The organism is Pseudomonas baltica (genome assembly GCF_014235765.1).
Taxonomy (GTDB): Bacteria; Pseudomonadota; Gammaproteobacteria; order Pseudomonadales; family Pseudomonadaceae; genus Aquipseudomonas; species Aquipseudomonas baltica.
Genome location: NZ_JACMYH010000006.1, coordinates 190,515 through 211,416, shown reverse-complemented (window position 1 = coordinate 211,416; position 20,902 = coordinate 190,515). Strand labels below are relative to the sequence as shown.

14 protein-coding genes are annotated in these 20,902 nt (G+C 64.0%); 6 read left to right on the top strand and 8 right to left on the bottom strand.

What is annotated here, in order from left to right:
- The first annotated feature begins 66 nt into the window (after nucleotides 1-66).
- Both H7993_RS18300 and H7993_RS18295 read left to right on the top strand, forming a co-directional pair.
- The gene (locus H7993_RS18300; RefSeq protein WP_122475242.1) at nucleotides 67-936 is read left to right on the top strand and encodes an isocitrate lyase/PEP mutase family protein; all 870 of its coding nucleotides are present in this window, start codon (nucleotides 67-69) and stop codon (nucleotides 934-936) included.
- A gap of 358 nt (nucleotides 937-1,294) precedes the next feature.
- Nucleotides 1,295-2,458, top strand: a complete 1,164-nt coding sequence (locus H7993_RS18295) for a type III PLP-dependent enzyme (protein ID WP_122715155.1) — start codon at nucleotides 1,295-1,297, stop codon at nucleotides 2,456-2,458.
- A gap of 43 nt (nucleotides 2,459-2,501) precedes the next feature.
- Here the strand turns inward: H7993_RS18295 and H7993_RS18290 are convergent, their stop codons facing one another.
- Both H7993_RS18290 and H7993_RS18285 read right to left on the bottom strand, forming a co-directional pair.
- On the bottom strand, nucleotides 2,502-3,260 hold the full coding sequence (locus H7993_RS18290; protein ID WP_185795236.1) for a tetratricopeptide repeat protein: 759 nt from the start codon (nucleotides 3,258-3,260) through the stop codon (nucleotides 2,502-2,504).
- A complete protein-coding gene (locus H7993_RS18285) occupies nucleotides 3,257-3,937 on the bottom strand; it encodes a Fe2+-dependent dioxygenase (RefSeq protein ID WP_185795235.1) in 681 nt (226 codons plus the stop codon). The genes H7993_RS18290 and H7993_RS18285 overlap by 4 nt, the downstream gene beginning before the upstream one ends.
- Nucleotides 3,938-4,141: 204 nt before the next feature.
- On the opposite strand from H7993_RS18285, the gene H7993_RS18280 reads away from it, so the two are divergent.
- Together H7993_RS18280 and H7993_RS18275 are read left to right on the top strand one after the other, a co-directional pair.
- Nucleotides 4,142-6,451 carry a TonB-dependent receptor gene (locus H7993_RS18280; RefSeq protein ID WP_185795234.1) on the top strand — a complete coding sequence of 770 codons (2,310 nt, stop codon included), beginning with the start codon at nucleotides 4,142-4,144 and terminating at the stop codon, nucleotides 6,449-6,451.
- 159 nt (nucleotides 6,452-6,610) lie between these two features.
- Nucleotides 6,611-9,136, top strand: a complete 2,526-nt coding sequence (locus H7993_RS18275; protein ID WP_185795233.1) for a PepSY domain-containing protein — start codon at nucleotides 6,611-6,613, stop codon at nucleotides 9,134-9,136.
- 217 nt (nucleotides 9,137-9,353) lie between these two features.
- On the opposite strand, the gene H7993_RS18270 is transcribed toward H7993_RS18275, so the two are convergent.
- From H7993_RS18270 to ptsP, 3 genes are read right to left on the bottom strand one after another with little or no spacing between them, the layout of a single operon-like run.
- Nucleotides 9,354-11,084, bottom strand: a complete 1,731-nt coding sequence (locus H7993_RS18270) for a PTS fructose-like transporter subunit IIB (protein ID WP_122715150.1) — start codon at nucleotides 11,082-11,084, stop codon at nucleotides 9,354-9,356.
- Between the two features lie 11 nt (nucleotides 11,085-11,095).
- A complete protein-coding gene (gene pfkB, locus H7993_RS18265; protein WP_185795232.1) occupies nucleotides 11,096-12,037 on the bottom strand; it encodes a 1-phosphofructokinase in 942 nt (313 codons plus the stop codon).
- On the bottom strand, nucleotides 12,037-14,910 hold the full coding sequence (gene ptsP / locus H7993_RS18260; protein WP_185795231.1) for a phosphoenolpyruvate--protein phosphotransferase: 2,874 nt from the start codon (nucleotides 14,908-14,910) through the stop codon (nucleotides 12,037-12,039). Before ptsP ends, pfkB begins: the two co-directional genes overlap by 1 nt.
- A 334-nt stretch (nucleotides 14,911-15,244) precedes the next feature.
- On the opposite strand from ptsP, the gene cra reads away from it, so the two are divergent.
- Both cra and H7993_RS18250 read left to right on the top strand, forming a co-directional pair.
- Nucleotides 15,245-16,240 (top strand): catabolite repressor/activator, encoded by a 996-nt coding sequence (gene cra / locus H7993_RS18255; protein ID WP_122475257.1) that lies wholly within the window; start codon nucleotides 15,245-15,247, stop codon nucleotides 16,238-16,240.
- Between the two features lie 2 nt (nucleotides 16,241-16,242).
- Nucleotides 16,243-17,031, top strand: a complete 789-nt coding sequence (locus tag H7993_RS18250; protein WP_185795245.1) for a TatD family hydrolase — start codon at nucleotides 16,243-16,245, stop codon at nucleotides 17,029-17,031.
- Nucleotides 17,032-17,124: 93 nt separating this feature from the next.
- Here H7993_RS18250 and ampE read toward each other — a convergent pair whose 3' ends face one another.
- The 3 genes from ampE to H7993_RS18235 form a co-directional block, all read right to left on the bottom strand.
- Nucleotides 17,125-17,961: a regulatory signaling modulator protein AmpE gene (gene ampE / locus H7993_RS18245; RefSeq protein WP_185795230.1), complete on the bottom strand. Its 837-nt coding sequence runs from the start codon at nucleotides 17,959-17,961 to the stop codon at nucleotides 17,125-17,127.
- The gene (gene ampD, locus H7993_RS18240) at nucleotides 17,958-18,521 is read right to left on the bottom strand and encodes a 1,6-anhydro-N-acetylmuramyl-L-alanine amidase AmpD (protein ID WP_185795229.1); all 564 of its coding nucleotides are present in this window, start codon (nucleotides 18,519-18,521) and stop codon (nucleotides 17,958-17,960) included. The genes ampE and ampD overlap by 4 nt, the downstream gene beginning before the upstream one ends.
- 93 nt (nucleotides 18,522-18,614) lie before the next feature.
- Nucleotides 18,615-20,837 carry a DUF1631 domain-containing protein gene (locus H7993_RS18235; RefSeq protein WP_185795228.1) on the bottom strand — a complete coding sequence of 741 codons (2,223 nt, stop codon included), beginning with the start codon at nucleotides 20,835-20,837 and terminating at the stop codon, nucleotides 18,615-18,617.
- Nucleotides 20,838-20,902: the final 65 nt, after the last annotated feature.

Below are 20,902 nucleotides of genomic sequence, written 5' to 3'. Positions count from 1 at the left end.
GAATCGATAAAGTTCCAGAAACCCTCCGCATGAGGCATTGGGGTTTCGCCAGAATCAGGAGCGATCATGCCCAAAGTTTCCCACACGGCCCTGCGTCGCCAGTTCCGTGAGCTGCTTGCTTCAAAACAGTGTTATCACACCGCTTCGGTGTTCGATCCGATGTCTGCCCGCATTGCCGCCGACCTGGGCTTCGAGGTCGGTATTCTCGGCGGTTCGGTGGCGTCGCTGCAGGTGCTGGCGGCCCCCGACTTCGCCCTGATCACCCTGTCCGAGTTCGCCGAGCAGGCCACACGCATCGGTCGTGTGGCGCAGTTGCCGGTGATTGCCGACGCCGACCACGGCTATGGCAACGCACTGAACGTGATGCGTACCGTGGTCGAACTGGAACGCGCCGGCATCGGTGCCCTGACCATCGAGGATACCTTGCTGCCGGCGCAGTTCGGTCGCCGCTCAACCGACCTCATCTCGGTGGCCGAAGGGGTCGGCAAGATTCGCGCAGCGCTCGAAGCGCGGGTCGATCCCGAGCTGACCATCGTCGCCCGGACCCACGCCGGGGTGCTTTCGACCCAGGAAGTGATCAGCCGCACCCAGGCCTACCAGGCCGCTGGTGCCGATGGCATCTGCATGGTCGGCGTGAAGGACTTCGAGCACCTGGAACAGATTGCCGAAAACCTCAGTGTGCCGCTGATGCTGGTGACCTACGGCAACCCTGCGCTGCACGACGACGCACGCCTGGCGGCGCTGGGTGTGCGCGTGGTGGTGGACGGCCACGGTGCCTATTTTGCAGCGATCAAGGCAACCTACGACTCGCTGCGCGAACAGCGCCAGCAGTTCAGCAAGAGCACCGACCTGAGCGCCACCGAACTGACCCACACCTACACCCATCCGGAGAGCTACGTGAGCTGGGCCAAGGAATTCATGAACGTGAAGGAGTGACTGACGGGCCAGCCCCTCGGGAACATCATGCGGTCATGTGGGTCGGTTAAAAGGGAACCGCTGCAGCAGTGTGCAGCGGTTGCAGTGCCAGCAATCGAGCAACGTACGAAAACGCGACATTTTTAGTTGCTCTCAAGCCTTCCACGCCCTAAAGTTCGCGCCGACCGTCCATGCTGGAAACGATCCATCCGGCTCAAGTACTGACGACGAGACAACAGGCCACCGGAAAGCAGCTTTCCGTGGCCTTTTTGCTTTCGCCCGACATGCCTTGGGAAGTAGGCGAACCAAAGTGGGGATACGGAGGACGGTCATTTGAGCCCATTTATATTCACGACGTTTGCCACCAGGAGTCCCTAGCATGTCGATCAACGTCGAAGACTACTTCGCACCCGATACCTTCAACAAAATGAAGGCGTTCGCCGACAAGCAAGAAACCCCATTCGTAGTTATCGATACCGCCATGATCAGCAAGGCCTACGATGACCTGCGCGCCGGTTTCGAATTTGCCAAGGTGTATTACGCGGTCAAGGCCAACCCGGCCGTGGAAATCATCGACCTGCTGCGCGACAAAGGCTCGAGCTTCGACATTGCCTCGATCTACGAGCTGGACAAGGTCATGAACCAGGGCGTGGGGCCGGAGCGCATCAGCTACGGCAACACCATCAAGAAGTCCAAGGACATCCGCTACTTCTACGACAAGGGCGTGCGCCTGTACGCCACCGACTCCGAAGCCGACCTGCGCAACATCGCCAAGGCCGCGCCGGGCTCGAAGGTCTACGTACGGATCCTTACCGAAGGCTCGACCACGGCCGACTGGCCGCTGTCGCGCAAGTTCGGCTGCCAGACCGACATGGCCATGGACCTGTTGATCCTGGCTCGCGACCTGGGCCTGGTGCCGTACGGCATCTCCTTCCACGTCGGCTCGCAGCAGCGTGACATCAGCGTCTGGGACGCGGCGATCGCCAAGGTCAAGGTGATCTTCGAACGCCTCAAGGAAGAAGACGGCATCGTTCTCAAGCTGATCAACATGGGCGGTGGCTTCCCGGCCAACTACATCACCCGCACCAACAGCCTGGAAACCTATGCCGAGGAAATCATCCGTTTCCTCAAGGAAGACTTCGGTGACGAGCTGCCGGAAATCATCCTCGAGCCGGGCCGTTCGCTGATCGCCAACGCCGGCATTCTGGTCAGTGAAGTGGTGCTGGTGGCGCGCAAGTCGCGTACCGCAGTAGAGCGCTGGGTGTACACCGACGTGGGCAAGTTCAGCGGGCTGATCGAAACCATGGACGAGTCCATCAAGTTCCCGATCTGGACCGAGAAGAAAGGCGAGATGGAAGAAGTGGTGATCGCCGGGCCGACCTGCGACAGCGCCGACATCATGTACGAGCACTACAAATATGGCCTGCCGTTGAACCTGGCCATCGGCGACCGCCTGTACTGGCTGTCCACCGGTGCCTACACCACCAGCTACAGCGCGGTGGAATTCAACGGCTTCCCGCCTTTGAAATCGTTCTACGTCTGAATGCACCTGAGACTTGCGGGCAGCTTTGAGGCTGCCCGTGACTCTACTGCTCCAGCGCCTGCAAGCGCTGCGCGTAGAGGCCGGCCATCGCCCTGATGGCCGGCTGTCTGGCCTGCTCCAGCACCTTCAAGCTGCTGCGCAGAAAGTTTGCGTTCCCCCCTTCGAGAGCCCGCTGCAGCCAGATCAGTGCGGTATCGACGTCGCCCTCCTCTGCCAGCATCGCGGCATGGCTGAATTGCCCGCGGAAGTCTCCCGCCTGCGCTGAACGCATGTACCAGACCTGTGGCCTGGGTAGATCGGCGCCCGCCACCAGCCCCTGTTCCAGGTAACGCCCTACCAGATTCATGGATTTGGCGTGGCCCATGGTGGCCGCCTGCAGATAGCAGGCGAACGCTCGCGGGTGGTCGAGTGCCACGCCGCGCCCGGTACCCAACAGATTGGCCAGGTTGTACAGGCCCCAATCGAGCCCGGCCCGTGCAGCGTGCAGGTAATGGCCGGCAGCACGTTCGGCACTGGCCTCGCAGCCCCATCCGTGTTCGTGGCAGCGACCGAGCATGTTATGCGCCATGGCATGGCCCCGGCTGGCCGCGATGGCAAACCATTTCAGTGCAAGCGCCGCATCGCGTTCGATACCGCGGCCATCGAGCAGGATCTGCCCGAGCAATGCCTGTGCATCGACCACGCCCTGCCCCGCAGCGATCACCAGCGCCTGGGCGGCCTTGCGCGGTTCGGCGGCGAGCATCGCCTTCAGTTGCTCGTTGTCCAGCACCTCCCGACGGCGCAGGCTGAAGTCGCCGCTCATACATCCACCCAGCGCCGCAGCAGGTTGTGGTAGGTGCCGGTGAGTTGAATCAGCGAGGGGTGCTCGGGGACGTCGCGGCTCAACTGCTGGATCGCCCCGTCCATCTCGAACAGCAGCGCCCGCTGACTGTCTTCGCGAACCAGGCTCTGCGTCCAGAAGAACGACGCGAAACGCGCGCCGCGGCTGACCGCACGCACCTTGTGCAGGCTGGTGGCCGGGTACAGCAGCAGGTCGCCGGCCGGCAGCTTGACTTCGCGGGTGCCGAAGGTGTCCTGGATCACCAGTTCGCCGCCGTCGTAGTCCTGCGGATCGCTGAAAAACAACGTCGAGGACAGGTCGGTGCGTACCCGTTCGAGGCTGCCTTTGGCCTGGCGTACGGCATTGTCGATGTGAAAATCGAAACTTCCGCCTGCGGTGTAGCAGTTGATCAGCGGTGGAAACACCTTGTTCGGCAATGCCGCCGACATGAACAACGGGTTGGCCCACAGACGTTCGAGCAGCGCCGCGCCGATCTCCATCGCCAGCGGGTGGCCTTCGGGCAATTGCAGGTTGTGCTTGGCCTTGGCCGACTGATGGCCTGCCGTCATCCGCCCATCCGCCCAATCGGCCTGTTCCAGGGCCTGGCGAATGCGCAGCACTTCGTCGCGCGCGAACAATCCGGGAATGTGTAGGAGCATGGAAAGTCACCGCAAGCCAAGGGGCAGCAATGGTATTGATTCCCATTGCCGAAACACAAGCGTGCATGTCCAGGAATGCAGACAAACAGCCGACGAAATTGTAAAGAATGTAAAACGATCTCGAATAGCAATATTTCGCAATTGATACATATATGCAGTTACATTATGCTCCGCGGCCTCATAACCTTGGGGAAGGTTTCCACCATGACGCGCCAACACCACTTCATTCCAGTCTCATCGCCACGGCTGCTGGCCTCTGCCATCGGCATGGCCCTGGGCGCTACCTGCGCCGCGCCAACGGCACAGGCCGCGCCGGCCAGCGAGGCCAAGGGCGCCTCGGTATCGCTCGGTGCCACCAGCATCACCGGCGACGCGCAGGAGCCGACGTCCTACCAGGTCGAGCGCGCCTCGTCCGCCAAATACACCGCGCCGCTGGTCGATACCCCGCGCTCGGTGACGGTGGTGCCGCAACAGGTGATCAAGGACACCGGCGCACTCAACCTGCAGGACGCGTTGCGCACGGTACCGGGCATCACCTTCGGTGCCGGCGAAGGCGGTAACCCGCAGGGCGACCGACCCTTCATCCGCGGTTTCGATGCACAGGGCGATACTTACCTGGACGGCGTACGCGATGCCGGCGCGCAAAGCCGGGAAATCTTCGCCGTGGAATCCATAGAAGTCAGCAAGGGCCCCAACTCGGCCATCGGCGGCCGAGGCGCTGCGGGCGGCACCATCAACCTGGTGAGCAAGAAAGCGCACCTGGGCGACTCACTGGATGGCGGTTTCACCTGGGGCTCGGACCAGACCCAGCGCTATACCCTGGATGGCAACTACCAATTCACCGACAGCGCCGCCGGGCGACTCAACCTGATGAGCCACCAAAGCAACGTGGCCGGCCGCGACCAGGTCGACTACGACCGTTGGGGCATTGCGCCGTCGCTGGCCTTCGGCCTGGGCACCGAGACGCGGGTCTTCCTCGACTATTACCACCTGGAAAGCGACGACCTGCCCGACTCGGGCATTCCCTACAGCATTCCGGCGGCGGGCAACGCGGGCCGCACCTCGGCCAATCCGGACAAGCCTGAGGACGGTGGCAGCCGCAGCAACTTCTATGGCCTGAGCGACCGTGACTTCCGCAAGACCCGCAGCGACATCGCCACCTTCGCCATCGAGCACGACCTGACCGACGCGTTGACCGTGAAGAACACCCTGCGCCATGGCAACACCATGCAGGACTACATCCTCACCCAACCCGACGACAGCCAGCGCAACGTCAACAACGGCAGTGTCTGGCGCCGCGCCAACAGCCGCGTCGGCAACACCGCGACCACCACCAACCAGACCGATCTGTTCGGTGACTTCTACGTCGGCGGGTTGAAGAACAGCTTCTCCACCGGCATCGAATTCAGCCGCGAAGACAGTGACCGCAGTTCCTACACCGTCAACACCGACACCACGCCGCGCACCGCCGGCGCCAGCACCAACTGCACACCGGGCAGCATCGTTTCCAGCGGCTACAACTGCACGTCGCTGGCCAACCCCAATCCGGACGACCCGTGGAGCGGCGCCATTGCGCGCAACTACGCCGGCACCGACACATCCAGCAAGACGCGGGCGATCTACGTGTTCGACACGTTGGAGCTGAGCCCGCAGTGGCAGGTGAACGCCGGCCTGCGCTACGACCACTTCGAAACCGACTACCGCACCTTCACCGCCGCCGGTGCCACCACGGCCAAGGGCAAGGACACCAGCGAGTTCGTTACCGGCCAACTGGGGCTGGTGTGGAAGCCTGCCGAGAACGGCAGCGTGTATGTTTCCTACGCCACCTCGGCCACCCCACCCGGTTCGCTGGTGGGCGAAGGCATGGAAGGCAACCCGCTGGGCGGAGCACCGGATCGCGCAGGCAACCTGCTGAGCAGTGACCTGGAGCCCGAAGAAACCACCAACTACGAAGTCGGCACCAAGTGGGACCTGCTCGACCAGCGTCTGTCGCTGACCGCCGCACTGTTCCGCACCGAGAAAGAAAACACCCGCGTGCAGACCAGCACCTTTGCCTACGAGAATGCCGGCAAGACCCGAGTCGATGGCCTGGAGCTGTCGGCGTCCGGCAAGCTTACCGAGCAATGGCAGGTGTTCGCCGGCTACAGCTACCTGCAGGCGCGCGTGGTCGACAACGGCCCGCTGGGCGCGGCCAACGACGGCAACCAGATGCCCAACACGCCGAACAACAGCGCCAGCCTGTGGACCACCTATAACCTGACGCCCAAACTGACCATCGGCGGCGGCGCCTTCTATGTCGACGACGTGTTCGGCAATGTCGCCAACACCACCATGGTCGACAGCTACGTGCGCCTGGATGCCATGGCCAGCTACAAGATCAGCAAGCATTTCGACGTGCAGCTGAACGTGCAGAACCTGGCCGACAAGACCTACTACGACAAAGCTTTCAGCACCCACTTCGCCAACCAGGCGGCGGGACGCACGGCGCTGTTGAGCACCAACTTCCACTTCTAGCCACTGCGCGTCGGTTGCTGCGCCCCGCCCGTTTCGACGACGCGGGGCGTTTCACGTCGCAACGGCAATGATCAGAATCGGTGCGCCTGAGACTGATTCTCAGCCAGTGCTGCATAATGCCGCCTGCCCTCCTTTCGATCGGCCCGCTCAAGGTGATTCGTGTTCAAGAACGTCCTCTTCCAGTTGCACTGGTTTTTCGGCATCACCGGCGGCCTGGTGCTGGCCCTGATGGGCATCACCGGGGCCAGCTACTCGTTCGAGGATGAAATCCTGCGCGCGCTCAATCCGCAGACCCTGAACGTGCAGATTCGCGATGGCGGCATCCTTCCTGCCGCGCAGCTGGTGGAAATCCTCGAGCAGCGGCAGGGCAGCAAGGTTGCCGCATTGCGTGTGGACCTGGTCGACGGCAGCGCCGCACGGGTGTCGTTCACCCCGCCGCCAGGGCAACGTCGAGGGCCTTCGGCCTATTTCGATCCGTACACCGGGGAGTTTCAGGGCGAGGTGGTGGGCGAAGGCTTCTTCGACTTGATGCTGGACCTGCATCGTTTTCTGGCCATGGGCGCGACGGGCCGGCAGATCACCGCCGCCTGTACCTTGATGCTGGTGTTCTTCTGTCTTTCCGGCCTGTATCTGCGCTGGCCGCGCAAGGCGCTGCACTGGCGCACCTGGCTGACCCTGGACTGGGCCAAGAAGGGTCGCGCCTTCAATTGGGACCTGCATGCGGTGTTCGGCACCTGGTGCCTGCTGTTCTATCTACTGGCGGCCTTGACCGGCCTGACCTGGTCTTACCAGTGGTTCGGCAACGCGGTGAACAGAATGCTCTCCGACAACCCTGCCGCCCAGCGCATGGAGCGGCGCGCCGCGTCTTCTGCCGATGTGGCGCCCACGGTGGATTACGACGCGCTGTGGGCCAGCATCCAGGGCGCGGTCGGTCCACGACTGAGCGTGGTCAATATGCGTGTTCCGGGCAATGTCGGCCTGCCGGCCACGGTGTTCTACCTGCGTACGGATTCGCCCCATGACCGGGCCTTCGGCCTGCTCAGCCTCGACCCGGCCACCGGTCAGGTCAAGGACATCCAGCGCTATGAAGACAAGTCGCTGAAAGCGCAACTGCTGACCAGCATCTACGCCCTGCATGTGGGCAGTTATTTCGGCCTGGTCGGTCGTATCCTGATGATGCTGGCGAGCCTGACGATGCCGTTGTTCCTCATCACGGGCTGGCTGCTGTACCTGGATCGGCGTCGCAAGAAGCGCCAGGTACGCCTGGCCCGCGGCGCCTTGCACCAGCAGGACGAGACATCGGCCGGTTGGTTGATCGGGTTCGCCAGCCAGAGCGGTTTCGCCGAGCAACTGGCGTGGCAAACCGCCGGGCAACTGCAGTCGGCCGGTCAGAACGTGCGTGTCCGCGCCTTGGGCGAGGTGGATGAAGCGCAGCTGCGGCAGGCCGACAAGGCGTTGTTCGTGGTCAGCACGTTCGGCGACGGCGAGGCACCCGACACCGCGCGCGGCTTCGAGCGCAAGGTGCTGGGCAGTGCCTGTGCCCTGCCCGGCTTGCGCTACGCAGTGCTGGCGCTGGGTGACCGGCAATACCAGCAGTTCTGCGGCTTCGCTCATCGTCTGGACCAATGGCTCGATGAGCGTGGCGCACAGCCGCTGTTTGACTCGATCGAGGTCGACAACGCCGACCCGGCAGCCTTGCAGCACTGGCAGCAGCAATTGAGCGGGCTGACCGGAGGCGTCGCCCAAACCGTGTGGCAGGCACCGGTGTTCAGCCCGTGGACCTTGCTCGAACGCCATCTGCTGAATCCGGGGAGTGAAGGCGCAGCGGTCTATCGCATTGCCTTGCACAATGATGGCGAGGCCCACTGGCAGGCTGGCGATCTGGTCGACCTGCTGCCACGCAACAGCTGCGCGGCCATCGACCAGTGTTTGTCCGGGCTGGGGCTGCAGGCGTCTGCGCTGGTTGAGGTCGATGGCTTGCAGGAGCCGCTTGGTCAGGCGCTGGCCAGTCGGCAACTGCCGGCCAGTCGCGGGCACCTGGTAGGTTTGCATGCCCAGGCGCTGGTGGATGCGCTGATACCCATCGCTGCACGTGAGTATTCCATTGCTTCGCTGCCCAGCGACGGCCGGCTGGAATTGATCGTGCGCCAGGAGCGCCACGCCGACGGCAGCCTGGGGCTGGGGTCGGGATGGCTGACCGAACACGCCCAGGCGCACGGCGCGGTCAGCCTGCGCTTGCGGCGCAACGCCGGCTTTCATCTGCCGCAGGAGCCGGTGCCGGTGATTCTGCTGGGCAACGGCACCGGTCTGGCTGGCTTGCGCAGCTTGCTCAAGGGCCGCATCGAACAAGGCCAGCGGCGCAATTGGTTACTGTTCGGCGAACGTAACCGAACCCATGATTTCCTGTGCGCAGATGAGTTGCTGGGGTGGCTGGCCAGTGGTGATCTGGCGCGGCTGGATCTGGCGTTCTCGCGTGATCAGGCGCACAAGGTGTACGTGCAGGATCGGTTGCGCGAGGCCGGTGAGGTGTTGCTGCAGTGGGTGGAGGATGGCGCGGTGATCTATGTCTGCGGCAGCCTGCAGGGCATGGCCAGCGGGGTGGATGAAGTGCTGGCCCAATTGCTGGGCCGGGAACGCCTGGACGACCTGATCGAAACCGGCCGCTACCGACGCGACGTCTATTGAACCATCGCGTGTACCGCCGACGCGGCTCGCGCCGCTGCTACAGGGGTTACGGTGTGTCAGCCTCACCGCGATGAAACCGCACGCGGCGTGCGGTGTGCCACCCCATCCAGGCTGATCGCCCCCTCTGTAGCAGCGGCGCAAGCCGCGTCGGCGGTACATGCGGTGTATCAGCCTTACCGCGATGAAACCGGACGCGGCTTGCGCCGCTGCTACGGGATCAGGCCTTGACCGGTTCTACGGCAATTTCCTGGACTTCCGGCTTCTTGATCACTGCGTACACCACCGCGGTCAGCAAGGCACCGGCAACGATAGCCAGCAGATACAGCAAGGCATGGTTGATCGCGTTGGGAATCAACAACACGAACAGCCCACCGTGCGGCGCCATCAGCTTGCAGCCGAAGTACATCGACAATGCGCCGGTCAACGCGCCACCGACCAGGCTCGCCGGGATCACCCGCAGCGGATCCTTGGCAGCGAACGGTATGGCGCCTTCGGAAATGAAGCACAGCCCCAGCACCAATGCCGCTTTGCCAGCCTCACGCTCGGTCTGGGCAAACTTGCGTCGAGCCAGGAAGGTGGCCAGGCCCAAGCCAATCGGCGGCACCATGCCGGCCGCCATGGTCGCGGCCATCGGCGCGTAGCTCTGCGAGGCCAGCAGCCCCACCGAAAACGCGTACGCCGCCTTGTTGATCGGCCCGCCCAGGTCGACGCACATCATCGCCCCCAGCAGCACGCCCAGCAGCAACGCATTGGTAGTACCCATGCTGTCGAGGAAGGTGGTCAGCCCAGCGAGCATGCCGGCCACCGGTTTGCCCACTACGTAGATCATCACCAGGCCGGTGAACAGGCTGGCCAGCAGCGGAATGATCAGGATCGGCTTGAGCGCTTCCAGGCTCGCCGGCAGGCGCGCATAGCGGTTGATCGCCTTGGCGGCGTAACCGGCAATGAAACCGGCCGCGATACCGCCAATGAAGCCCGCACCCAGGGTGCTCGCCAGCAAACCACCGATCATGCCCGGCGCAAGTCCCGGACGGTCAGCGATGGAGTAAGCGATGTAGCCCGCCAGCAACGGCACCATCAGCTTGAATGCCGCCTCGCCACCGATCTGCATCAACGCCGCTGGCAAGGTGCCCGGCTCCTTGAACGCCTCGATACCGAACACGAACGACAGCGCGATCAGCAAACCGCCCGCCACCACCATCGGCAGCATGAACGACACACCGGTCAACAGGTGCTTGTAGACGCCGGTCTTTTCCTGCTTCTTGGGCGCACCGGCAGCGCTGCCGGTGGACTCCACTTCACCTTCGGCCAAGGCCTTGTTCAGCGTGGCCTGGGCCTGTTTCAAGGCGATACCGGTACCGCAGCGATAGATCTTCTTGCCGGCAAAACGCTCGGTAGCCACTTCGATGTCGGCGGCCAGCAGCACCACGTCGGCTTCGTCGATGGCCTGCACGCTCAACGGATTGCGCGCGCCCACCGAACCCTGGGTTTCGACCTGCAGCTCATAACCCAACTGCTTGGCGCCTTGCTGCAAAGCCTCGGCGGCCATGAACGTGTGCGCCACCCCGGTCGGGCATGCGGTGACCGCCACCAGCCGTGGCGCACGCGACGCTGCCGCGGCAGCTGCCGGAGCGGCGGCATAGGGCTTGGCCTGATCGGCGGCCTGGCGCAGGAAGCCGTCAACATCCTGCAGGGCATGGGCCGGGCTGCTCTGGAACAGACGCTTGCCGACGAAACGGCTCAGGTCCATGGCGCCGGTGTTGACCACCAGCACCCAATCCGCGTTCTCGATATCGGCTGCGCTCAGGCGCAGTTCCGGGTGTTGCGGGTCGAACACTTCAACGAAGGTGGTCCAGCCCTGGCGACGGGCCGCAGCGTCGAGCAGACGTGCGCTCAAGACGCTGGACACCCGCCCGCTGGGGCACGCGGTGACAATAGCTAGTTTCATCTTCAACCCTCTTATTGTTCTGTCAGCGGACGTACGCTGACGCCGCTTTCAAGCCGCGCCAGGTGCGCGGCATCACTGATTCCGAAGCCGATCTGCGTCACCGCCATGGCGGCGATCGCCGTGGCCGTGCGCAGGCTGTGTTCCGGCGCCTGCTCGCTGAGCAGACCGTGCACCAGCCCGGCCAGCAGCGAGTCTCCGGCACCTACGGTGCTGGCGACTTCGACGGTGGGCGGCAAGGCCTGCAAGGCGAGGTCGGCCGCGAACCAATTGACGCCGCGTTCACCCTGCGAGATCACCACATTGGCGACGCCGTCGGCCAACAGGCGCTGCGCCGCTGCCGCTTGCTCGACCGGCGTTTCCACGGAACTGCCGACCACCTCGGTCAGCTCGTGGGTGTTGGGCTTGATCAGCCACGGACGCGTCTTCAAGCCCGCACGCAAGGCAGCCCCGCTGGTATCGAGTGCCACCTTCAAGCCCATGTGCGCGAGCTGTTCGAGCAGTGCCTGAAACCATTCAGGGCTCACCCCACGCGGCAGGCTGCCGGCCACCACGACGGCGTCGTGACCCGGTGCAATGTCGTGCAGGCGTGCCAGCAGAGCGGCCTGAGCCTGGTCGTCGACCACCGGGCCCGGACCATTGAGGTCGGTGACCCGGCCATTGCGTTCGGCCAGCTTGATGTTGCTGCGCGTTTCGCCCGGTACGCGAATGAACGCATCGGTGAAACCGCGTTGAGCGAACAAGGCCTCGAACGGTTGCGGGTTGGCCTCGCCCAGAAAGCCGCTCACGGTCACCTGATGGCCGAGGTCGGCCAACACCTGGGCAACGTTGAGGCCCTTGCCGGCGGCGTGCCGGTGCAAGGCATTGCTGCGATTGACTTCGCCCAGTTCCAGCCCGTCGATTTCCACGGTCAGGTCCAACGCCGGATTGAGCGTCAGGGTCAGGATGCGTGCCATCAAGATTTCTCCACCAGGGCACGTACCTGCGCAGCGGTGCCCAGCCCGAGCGCATGCCGGGCCAATTGTTGCGCGTGGCTGAGCGTCAGCTCGCGCACCCCCGCCTTGACCTCGGCGATGCTGCGCGCCGAGACACTCAATTCATCCACGCCCAGGCCGACCAGCAACGGCACCGCCAGTGGATCAGCCGCCAGTTCGCCGCACACGCCGACCCACTTGCCGTAGTCGTGTGCCGCGCGCACGGTGATGTCGATCAGTTGCAGCACCGCGGGGTGCAGGCCATCGGCCTGGGCCGAGAGGGTCGGGTGACCACGGTCGATGGCCAGCGTGTACTGGGTCAGGTCGTTGGTGCCAATGCTGAAGAAGTCGACCTCGCGGGCCAACACCGGGGCCAGCAATGCCGCCGACGGCACCTCGATCATGATGCCCAGCTGCAGGTCCTTGACCGGAATCTCGCGACGCACGCGCTCGGTCATGTCCTTGGCCTGGCGCCACTCTTCGAGGCTGCCGACCATGGGAAACATGATCCGCAACGGACGGTTGTCGGCAGCGCGCAGCAGTGCGCGCAGCTGGCCTTCCATCACGTCGGGACGCTGCAGGGTCAGGCGAATGCCGCGCACCCCCAGAAACGGGTTCTCTTCCTTGTCGATCGGCCAGTACGGCAAGGGCTTGTCGCCGCCCACATCGAGCGTGCGCACCACCAACGGCCGACCTTGCAGGCCATCGAGCACGCGGCGGTACTCGGCTTCCTGCACCGCCTCGTCCGGGGCTTGCGAATGGGCCATGAAAATCAGCTCGGTGCGCAGCAAGCCAACGCCTTCGGCGCCCTGCTCCACGGCCTTGGCGACACCGGCGCTTTCGCCGATGTTGGCGAACACTTCCACCGCGTGCCCGTCCAGGGTCACGGCGCTTTCCATGCGTCGCTCGGCTGCCGCCTGCAGGCGCTGCTCGCGACGGTCACGGTCGGCCAGCGCCTGTTCCAGCACCTCGGGCGCCGGGGCCACGGTCAGCAGGCCGCGCTGGCCGTCGATCAACAATGCGGTGCCGGCGGCAATCTGCAACACCGCCTCGCCTGCGCCCACCACGGCAGGAATGCCGAGGGCACGCGCCACGATGGCGCTGTGCGCAGTGGCGCCACCGCGGGCGGTCAGAATCCCGGCCACGCGCGCCGGGTCCAGACGGGCGACGTCGGATGGGCCGACCTCGTCCATCACCAGAATATAGGCCTGCTTGGGTTCTTCCAGGGTAGGCACGCCGCACAGCTGCGCCAGCACGCGACGGCCGATGTCGCGCAGATCGGCTGCGCGCTCCGCCAGCAGGGCATCCTGCAGCGACTCCTGCTGCACCGCGGCCGCTTCGATCACCGTGTTCCAGGCCGCGGCAGCGCTTTCGCCCTGCTGCAGGCGGGCAGCGACTTCATCGGTCAGGGCCGGGTCGTCGAGCATTTCCTGGTGAGTGACGAAAATCTCGCGGATGGCTTGTGCCTGGGCGCGCTGGATCAACCCGTCGATGTCCTGCCGGACCTGGCCGATGGCGGCCTGCAAGCGTTCACGCTCCAGCGCCACGGACTCGCCACGCTGGGGAAAGTCGAAATCGTGCAGCACTTGGATGTGCGCCGGGCCCATGGCGATCCCAGGGGCCGCGGCGACACCCTGGACCTGCGCGCCCGCGCCTGGCGCCTGTGGCTTGAGCTTGACCGCCTTGGTCACAGCGGGCTGCGCAGGCGCAGCCTCGGTGACGCTTGGCAGCGGTTCCACTTCCTCGCCCAGGCCCTCCTCGATGGCCGTCAGCAACGTCGGCAAGGCGTCGCCGGCAATGGTCGGCTCGGCGACCAGTTCCAGGGTCTGACCGCGCTGCGCACCCAGGCTGAGCAACTTGCTCAGGCTCTTGGCAGACACCGCGAGACCGCCGGATTCGACCACCCGCAAGCGAATCTCGCCTTCGAAGCTCTTGGCCAGCTGCGCCAGAATCTTCGCCGGCCGCGCGTGCAGGCCATGTGCGTTGGCCAGCACGATGCGTGCGCTGGGCCAATCGGCAGGCAGCTCGCCGCCCAGCGCTTCGAGCACGGCGCGGGTGCTGGTGGCAGCACCCAATTCGTTACCGCGGCCTTCGATGAGCAACGCGCACAGGCGTTCGAGCAAGGCCTGGTGAGCTTCGCCCAGGCTGGCCAGGCAGAACAGCCCGGTCAGCGGCTGGCCCAGGTAGCGCAGGGGTTTGTCGGGGGTCACGAAGGCCAGGCCCGGACGCTTCACGGTCTGCTCGCTGTGCAGCCACCACAAGCCATCGCCCAGCGGCAGGGCTTCGACCTGCTGAAGCAGCGCGGCAAAACCATTGCTGACGCAGTCGGCCTGACGCAGCAGACGCGCACCACGCCAGACCAGTTCCTCGAAGTCTTCGGCCATCACGCTCAAGCCGATCATCTGCGCATCCAGCGCCAATTCCTGCGGCGCCCCTTGCAGCAGCTTCAGCAACGCGGGTGCATCGGTGGCCTGGCGCAGCGCTTCACCCAGGTCGGTTTCACCCAGCGCGCGGGTCAGCAGTTGCAGCAGGCGCAGGTGTTCGTCGGACTTGGCGGCGATGCCGATGGCCAGGTAGACCTTCTGGCCGTCACCCCAATCCACGCCTTCGGGAAATTGCAGCAGGCGCACGCCGGTGGTGAACACCAGGTCACGGGTATCGGGCGTGCCGTGGGGAATGGCGATGCCTTGGCCCAGAAAGGTCGAGCCTTGAGCTTCACGCGCTTGCAGGCCGGCCAGGTAACCTTCGGCCACCAGGCCATCGGCAACCAGCTTGTCGGCGAGCAATTGCAGGGCGGCGGGTTTATCCACGGCGCTCTGGCCCATGGATATCTGCTCTATAGTGAGCTCCAGCATTGCCTCTCTCCTTTACAGCGGCGGCAGCGCGCTGAGGTATTGTTGTGAAGTGTGAGCATAGAGCATCGAGGTGCGCGCTCTGTACTTCCGATAGGTCCGGCCTGCGTTGCCGAGGGTAAGGTTGAGACCTCGACAAGAGATGTTTTACGGCAGGAAACACGCAGGCTGAAACGTTTAATCTAGAATGCAGCGCACGTTACTCGATAATCTTCGATGATTGAAGTCCAACCTGTCGGTTACGTTGCCTGAACTTAGCCTGGCGCCGTCCGACAAACGATGAATGAGCGCGCTTCAATGCCTCGGCATGGGCGCGACGACACTAAGGAATCAACGGTTGAAACTCAGCGATATTGCTCGCCTGGCTGGCGTCTCGGTCACCACTGCCAGTTACGTCATCAATGGCAAGGCCGCTCAACAGCGCATCAGCAAGGCGACGGTGGCGCGCGTCGAGGCCATCGTCCAGGAACAGGGCTTCACCCCCAACCCCCAGGCAGCCGGGCTGCGCAGTCGGCACACGCGTACGCTGGGCTTCATCCTGCCGGACCTGGAAAACCCCAGCTACGCGCGCATCGCCAAGCTGCTCGAACAAGGTGCCCGCGCCCATGGTTACCAGCTGCTGATCGCCAGCTCCGACGACGATGCGGCCAGCGAGCTGCAACTGCTGCAGCTGTTTCGTGCCCGACGTTGCGACGCGCTGTTCGTTGCCAGTTGCCTGCCGGCCAGCGACGACAGCTACCGTGAATTGCAGGCCAAGGGCACACCCGTGATCGCCATCGACCGGATGATGGACCCGGCGCAGTTCTGCTCGGTGATCAGCGATGACCGCAACGCCAGCCTGCAATTGACCCAGAGCCTGCTGCTGCCCAAGCCTCGACATATCGCCTTGATCGGCGCACGGCCGGAACTGAGCATCAGCCAGGCGCGAACCGAGGGCTTCAATACTGCGCTTGCCGATTTCGATGGCACGGTGCTGGTCGAGCACAGCGAGTACTTCAGTCGCGAAGGTGGCCAGCATTCCATGCAGGCCTTGCTCGACAAGCTCGGCCACCTTCCCGACGCGCTGGTGACCACCTCCTACGTGCTGCTGCAGGGCGTGTTCGATGTGCTGCAGGAGCGGCCGCTGGATTCCCAGGCAATGCACCTGGGCACGTTCGGCGACACCCAGTTGCTGGACTTCCTGCCGCTGCCGGTCAACGCCATGGCCCAACAGCACAACATGATCGCCAGCAAGGCGCTGGAACTGGCACTGGCCGCTGTGGAACAAAAGCACTACGAGCCCGGCGTGAATGCCTTGGCCCGAACCTTCAAACAGAGGATTCACGAGGCCTGATGGTGCGCTTGATCGACACCCATACTCACCTGGATTTTCCCGACTTCGATGCCGATCGCGCACGCGTGCTGGACACCGCCGCAGCGCGTGGTGTGGAGCGGGTGGTGGTGCTGGGTGTGCATCAAGCCAACTGGCAGCGGGTGTGGGACCTGGCGGTGGCGGATAAGCGGGTGTATGCGGCCTTGGGCCTGCACCCCGTGTTTCTCGAAGAGCACCGGCCCGAGCATGTGACTGCCTTGCGCGAATGGCTTGAGCGTTTGCACGGACACCCGAAGCTGTGTGCAATCGGCGAGTTCGGCCTGGATTACTACCTCAAGGACCTGGATCGCGATCGGCAGCAGGCGTTGTTCGAAGCGCAGTTGGACCTGGCCGTGGCGTTCGAGCTACCGGTGTTGCTGCACGTGCGGCACAGCCATGCGGCAGTGATCGCGACCTTGAAGCGCTTCAAGCTGCCCCGCGCAGGGGTCATTCATGCATTCGCCGGAAGCTGGGAAGAGGCACGGGAGTATTTGAAGCTGGGCTTCAAGCTGGGCCTGGGTGGCGCGCCGACCTGGCCGCAGGCGCTGCGCATGCACAAGGTACTGCCGCGTTTGCCGCTGGAGGCCATCGTTCTGGAAACCGATTCGCCGGACATGGCGCCTGCGATGTATCCGGGTGTACGCAACAGCCCGGAGCATCTGCCGGACATCGCCGAGGCACTGGCGCGCATCATGGGCACCGATGCCACGACCCTCGCCGCTGCGAGCACCCAGAATGCCAGTGCGTTGTTCGGTTGGGCGGATGCGCATTGAACCCGGACGCGGCTCGCGCCGCTGCTACAGGACATTGCGGCACGCCTTCCAACCCGCCGTCCCGCTTCGGCGAACACCATCAACCCTGCAACATCACGCCAACACCGAACACACCGCCAAAACCGCATACCACAACACCCCTGCGCGCACGACCATCTGCCACAGGCTGTCCAACGTCTCCACTCCTACCTGCCCTACCACTGGCGCCGGAACATCACCGGCCACTCGCCCGACGCGATCGATCAGCGCCGCTGCGGTAATTTCCCAGCTGAGCACCTCGTGCAGCATCACCCGGCTGACCGCCACGAAGTTGCCCACCAGCGCAAAGCTGGCCGCAAGCAAACGTACCGGCAGCCAGTCCAGAGCATGACGCAGCTGCTGCGCCCGCAGGGCTATCGCCGGATGCCGAGACTGCTCGGCCACCAGGGCCACCAGCCGATAGACCAACGCCGCCACCGGGCCCAAGGCGGCGTACCAGAAAATCACCGCGAAAAAGCTTTGATAGGCTTCCCACAACAGGTGCCCCTGCACCCTTTGCAGCAGGCTGCCGCCGTTGTCGGCGAGGACGCCCATGTCGCGTTCGGCCACATGCACCGCCGCCTGGGTGTCTTCACGACGCCAGGCATCGCGAAACGGCCCCAGGCCAACCGTGATGTCACCGCGGCCCAGGCTGTAGATCAGCACCAGCAAATGCACCGGCAGCGCCAGCAAGCCATACGCCACCGGCTGCAGTGCATACAGCACGAACGCCAGCAGCAGCGCTGGCAGCGCCACGCCGATGCCCAGCACCAGCCACGGCTCGCGCGCCAGCCCCGGCCGGGCTTCGAGCCGATGCAGTTCACCCAGGAAAAAACCGTCACGTTGCACGCGCTGGCGCAGCCCGGAAAACTTCTCGGCCAGCAGGACCAGCAGCAGCACCAGAAAAATCATCGTGCATCCTCTTCATTCAGCAATGCGGCACGGTAACGTACCCAGTCGAAACAGGGGCCGGGGTCGGTCTTGCGGCCCGGGGCAATGTCGCTGTGGCCGCAGATGCGCTCCACGCTCAGCGCCGCAAAGCGCTCGAGCAACAGCCGAGTCAAGGTCACGAGCGCTGCGTACTGGGCATCGGCGAAGGCTTGATCATCAGTGCCTTCCAGTTCGATGCCTACAGAAAAATCATTACAGTTTTCGCGGCCATCGAACAACGACACCCCGGCGTGCCAGGCGCGATCCAGACAGGAGACGAATTGCGTCACCGCACCGTCACGCTCGATCAGAAAGTGCGCGGACACGCGCAGATGGGAGATCCCTTCGAAATAGGGATGTTCGGTGTGATCCAGGCAGTTCTGGAAAAACTCATGCACCTTGCCCGTAGCAAATTGCGCGGGAGGCAAGCTGATGTTATGGATGACCAACAGCGAGACTTCGCCGTCGGGACGCTCGTTGAAATTGGGCGAGGGGCAATGGCGAACGCCGTCGCACCATCCCGTAGGGCCGTTCAAGCGCATGAGGTCAACCGCATCTGGAGTCCTGCCGACAATCAAGGCGCTCCAGTATGAACCCTCACGCGCAGGAAGGCAGCCTGCGCGTGGCCGGGCTCATCAGTGTGCCTTGAGCTTGCGCAGGTTGGTGACCACCGAATCCAGGGCTCGATCGAACAACAAGGTGTCGTCGAGCACCCGCACGGTGCCGCGGCGGAACTCGATCGCCAGGCCCATGCGGGTCTTCTCCAGCACCTTCATGCCGGTGCGGTTGACGAACACGTATTTGCCCGAGGTCTCGATGATCGCGGTCAGCTTGCAGCGCAGCTTGAACTCATCGTTCTCCTGCAATTCCACCCAGCTGCCGACACGCAGCTTGTCGACCTGCAGCAGGCCTGGATCATCGTCGGCCAGGCGTACTTGGGCCTCGCTGTCGGCGGCTTCGCCCGGGGACGCCAGCACGATCTCTTCGACCACCTGCACCAGCGATTCCTCACCAGGCATCACCCCCTCGACATTCGCCAGATCACGTTGGAACGCCTGCACATGCAGCACCTCCAGCTGACTGAAGAATTCACTGGTGGCGAACGGATCGAACGCGGTGCTGGTAAGACCATCGCGAAGGGACTTGAGCAAGCCCGGCACCAGCTCCAGCAGACGCATGCGCATTTCCGGGTCGTCGTGGGGCTCGACGCTCCAGATCAAGTCGTCGACCGTAGACAGGGCCGCCTGCCACTCGGACGAATTGGCCCCGTGTTTCAGGCACACCAGCAGCAACACGCGGCTCCAGGCGTCCTGCAGCACATTGACCACCACCTGCGGCAGCTTGCGCCCCAGCAAGCGGCTGTTGAGTTCTTTCTCGACCAGATGCCGCGCCAGATCCGCACGGGCGCGGCCCTCTTCGGCATCGCGGGTACGCTGTTCGAGCAACTCGCTGCGACGACGCTCGTCATTGCTGAACGCAAGGAAGTCGACCAGCAGCTCGGAAAACAACGAGGTGTCGTCGACGAAATCGTTGAGCAGGCGCTGGACGATCTGGTCGATGCGCAGGTACAGCGCATCGCGCTGATAATCGTCGCGGCTGCCCCAGCCCATCGCCGCCGAGGCGATTTCGTTGAGCAGCCGCCGCGCCGGGTGCGCACCCCGGCTGAAAAAGCTTTTGTCCAGTACCGCGACCTTGAGCATGGGAATCTGCAGGCGTGCGATCAGGGCCTTCAGCGAGTCGGGCAGGTTGCGATCGTCGAGGATGAATTCGAACAGCATGGCAATCAGGTTGATGACGTCTTCGTCCATCACCCCGACTACCCGAAACTTGCCGCTCTTGACGCTGACGCGGGTCAGCAGTTGTTCCAGCTGCTGGCGCAGGTCGTAGTCGTTCTGCGGCGGCTGCTGGGGCACGTACTGCTGCAAGTGGGACAGCAGGCGCAGCAGATCGCTGGTCGAGATCGGCATGGCCTCGCTCGGCGGCTCCATCTTCGGCGCCATGCTGCCGCGCAGGTCGTGCAGCAAGTCCTGCAGGGCGCCAAACGCTTCCTGCACATTCTCATCACGCTGAGCGGACTTGCTCGGCACCTCGGCGCGTGTTTCCGGCTCGGTGGCAGCGGGGCGCGGGCGGTCGCTGGAGCGGTCGGCGGCGCGACGCGCAGGCGCGGCCTTGAGCTCGGGCAGGATGCCGGCCGCGATGAGCAGTTGATTGGCCTCGGCGTACAGCTGATCGGTATCGGTAAGAACGTATTTCTCGAACAGCTTGAGGATGATCAGCTTGACCTTGATCTCCACACCCAGGCTGCGCCCGGCCTGGAGAAAATAGTCGCACAGCATGACCGGCCCGAGCGGATTGGTGGAATCGTCCAGGCGGCGGGTCAGCAGTACATTCAAGCGGGTCGTCAGTTGGCCCAGAGCAAAACTGTCACGGCTGAGGACCTTGGCCACCATCGCATCCAGTGCCACCGTGCGTTCCAACTCATCGTTGGGTACCAGCGCCAGCTTGTCGTAGCTCAGCGGCGGCGGCGCGCTGGCCTCGACCGTGTCGTACTGACCGACGCGCACGAAGCTTTCGTAGAATTTTTCGAGGAAGCCGCGCTCGATGCTCTTGCGCTTGAGGCGCAGGTCGCGCATGGCTTCGAAAAAGGTATTCTGATCGACGTTGTTCAACGCCCGGTCGGCCATTTCGAACAGGGTATCGTCGGCGTTATCGAACAACACCTGCAGGGCCTGCTTGAGCTGCAGCGCGGCTTTGTCGCGCACCTGCAACAGGACGACAGGCAGGCGCACACTGGCAGGCTGGCTCGCGTGATCGGCGGCAGCCTTGTTCAGTGAAACCACTTTCCCATCGTTCGCCATCAAGACCCCCACCAAGAGAAATAGAGCGTCGACATCCCTGTCAACCACGTGACGTCATTTACCTG

Bases quoted from the DNA above. Each gene is read 5' to 3' on its own strand.
- H7993_RS18300 (WP_122475242.1), top strand. From the start codon at position 67: ATGCCCAAAGTTTCCCACACGGCCCTGCGTCGCCAGTTCCGTGAGCTG.
- H7993_RS18295 (WP_122715155.1), top strand. From the start codon at position 1,295: ATGTCGATCAACGTCGAAGACTACTTCGCACCCGATACCTTCAACAAA.
- H7993_RS18290 (WP_185795236.1), bottom strand. From the start codon at position 3,260: ATGAGCGGCGACTTCAGCCTGCGCCGTCGGGAGGTGCTGGACAACGAG.
- H7993_RS18285 (WP_185795235.1), bottom strand. From the start codon at position 3,937: ATGCTCCTACACATTCCCGGATTGTTCGCGCGCGACGAAGTGCTGCGC.
- H7993_RS18280 (WP_185795234.1), top strand. From the start codon at position 4,142: ATGACGCGCCAACACCACTTCATTCCAGTCTCATCGCCACGGCTGCTG.
- H7993_RS18270 (WP_122715150.1), bottom strand. From the start codon at position 11,084: ATGAAACTAGCTATTGTCACCGCGTGCCCCAGCGGGCGGGTGTCCAGC.
- pfkB (WP_185795232.1), bottom strand. From the start codon at position 12,037: ATGGCACGCATCCTGACCCTGACGCTCAATCCGGCGTTGGACCTGACC.
- ptsP (WP_185795231.1), bottom strand. From the start codon at position 14,910: ATGCTGGAGCTCACTATAGAGCAGATATCCATGGGCCAGAGCGCCGTG.
- ampE (WP_185795230.1), bottom strand. From the start codon at position 17,961: ATGATTTTTCTGGTGCTGCTGCTGGTCCTGCTGGCCGAGAAGTTTTCC.
- ampD (WP_185795229.1), bottom strand. From the start codon at position 18,521: ATGCGCTTGAACGGCCCTACGGGATGGTGCGACGGCGTTCGCCATTGC.
- H7993_RS18235 (WP_185795228.1), bottom strand. From the start codon at position 20,837: ATGGCGAACGATGGGAAAGTGGTTTCACTGAACAAGGCTGCCGCCGAT.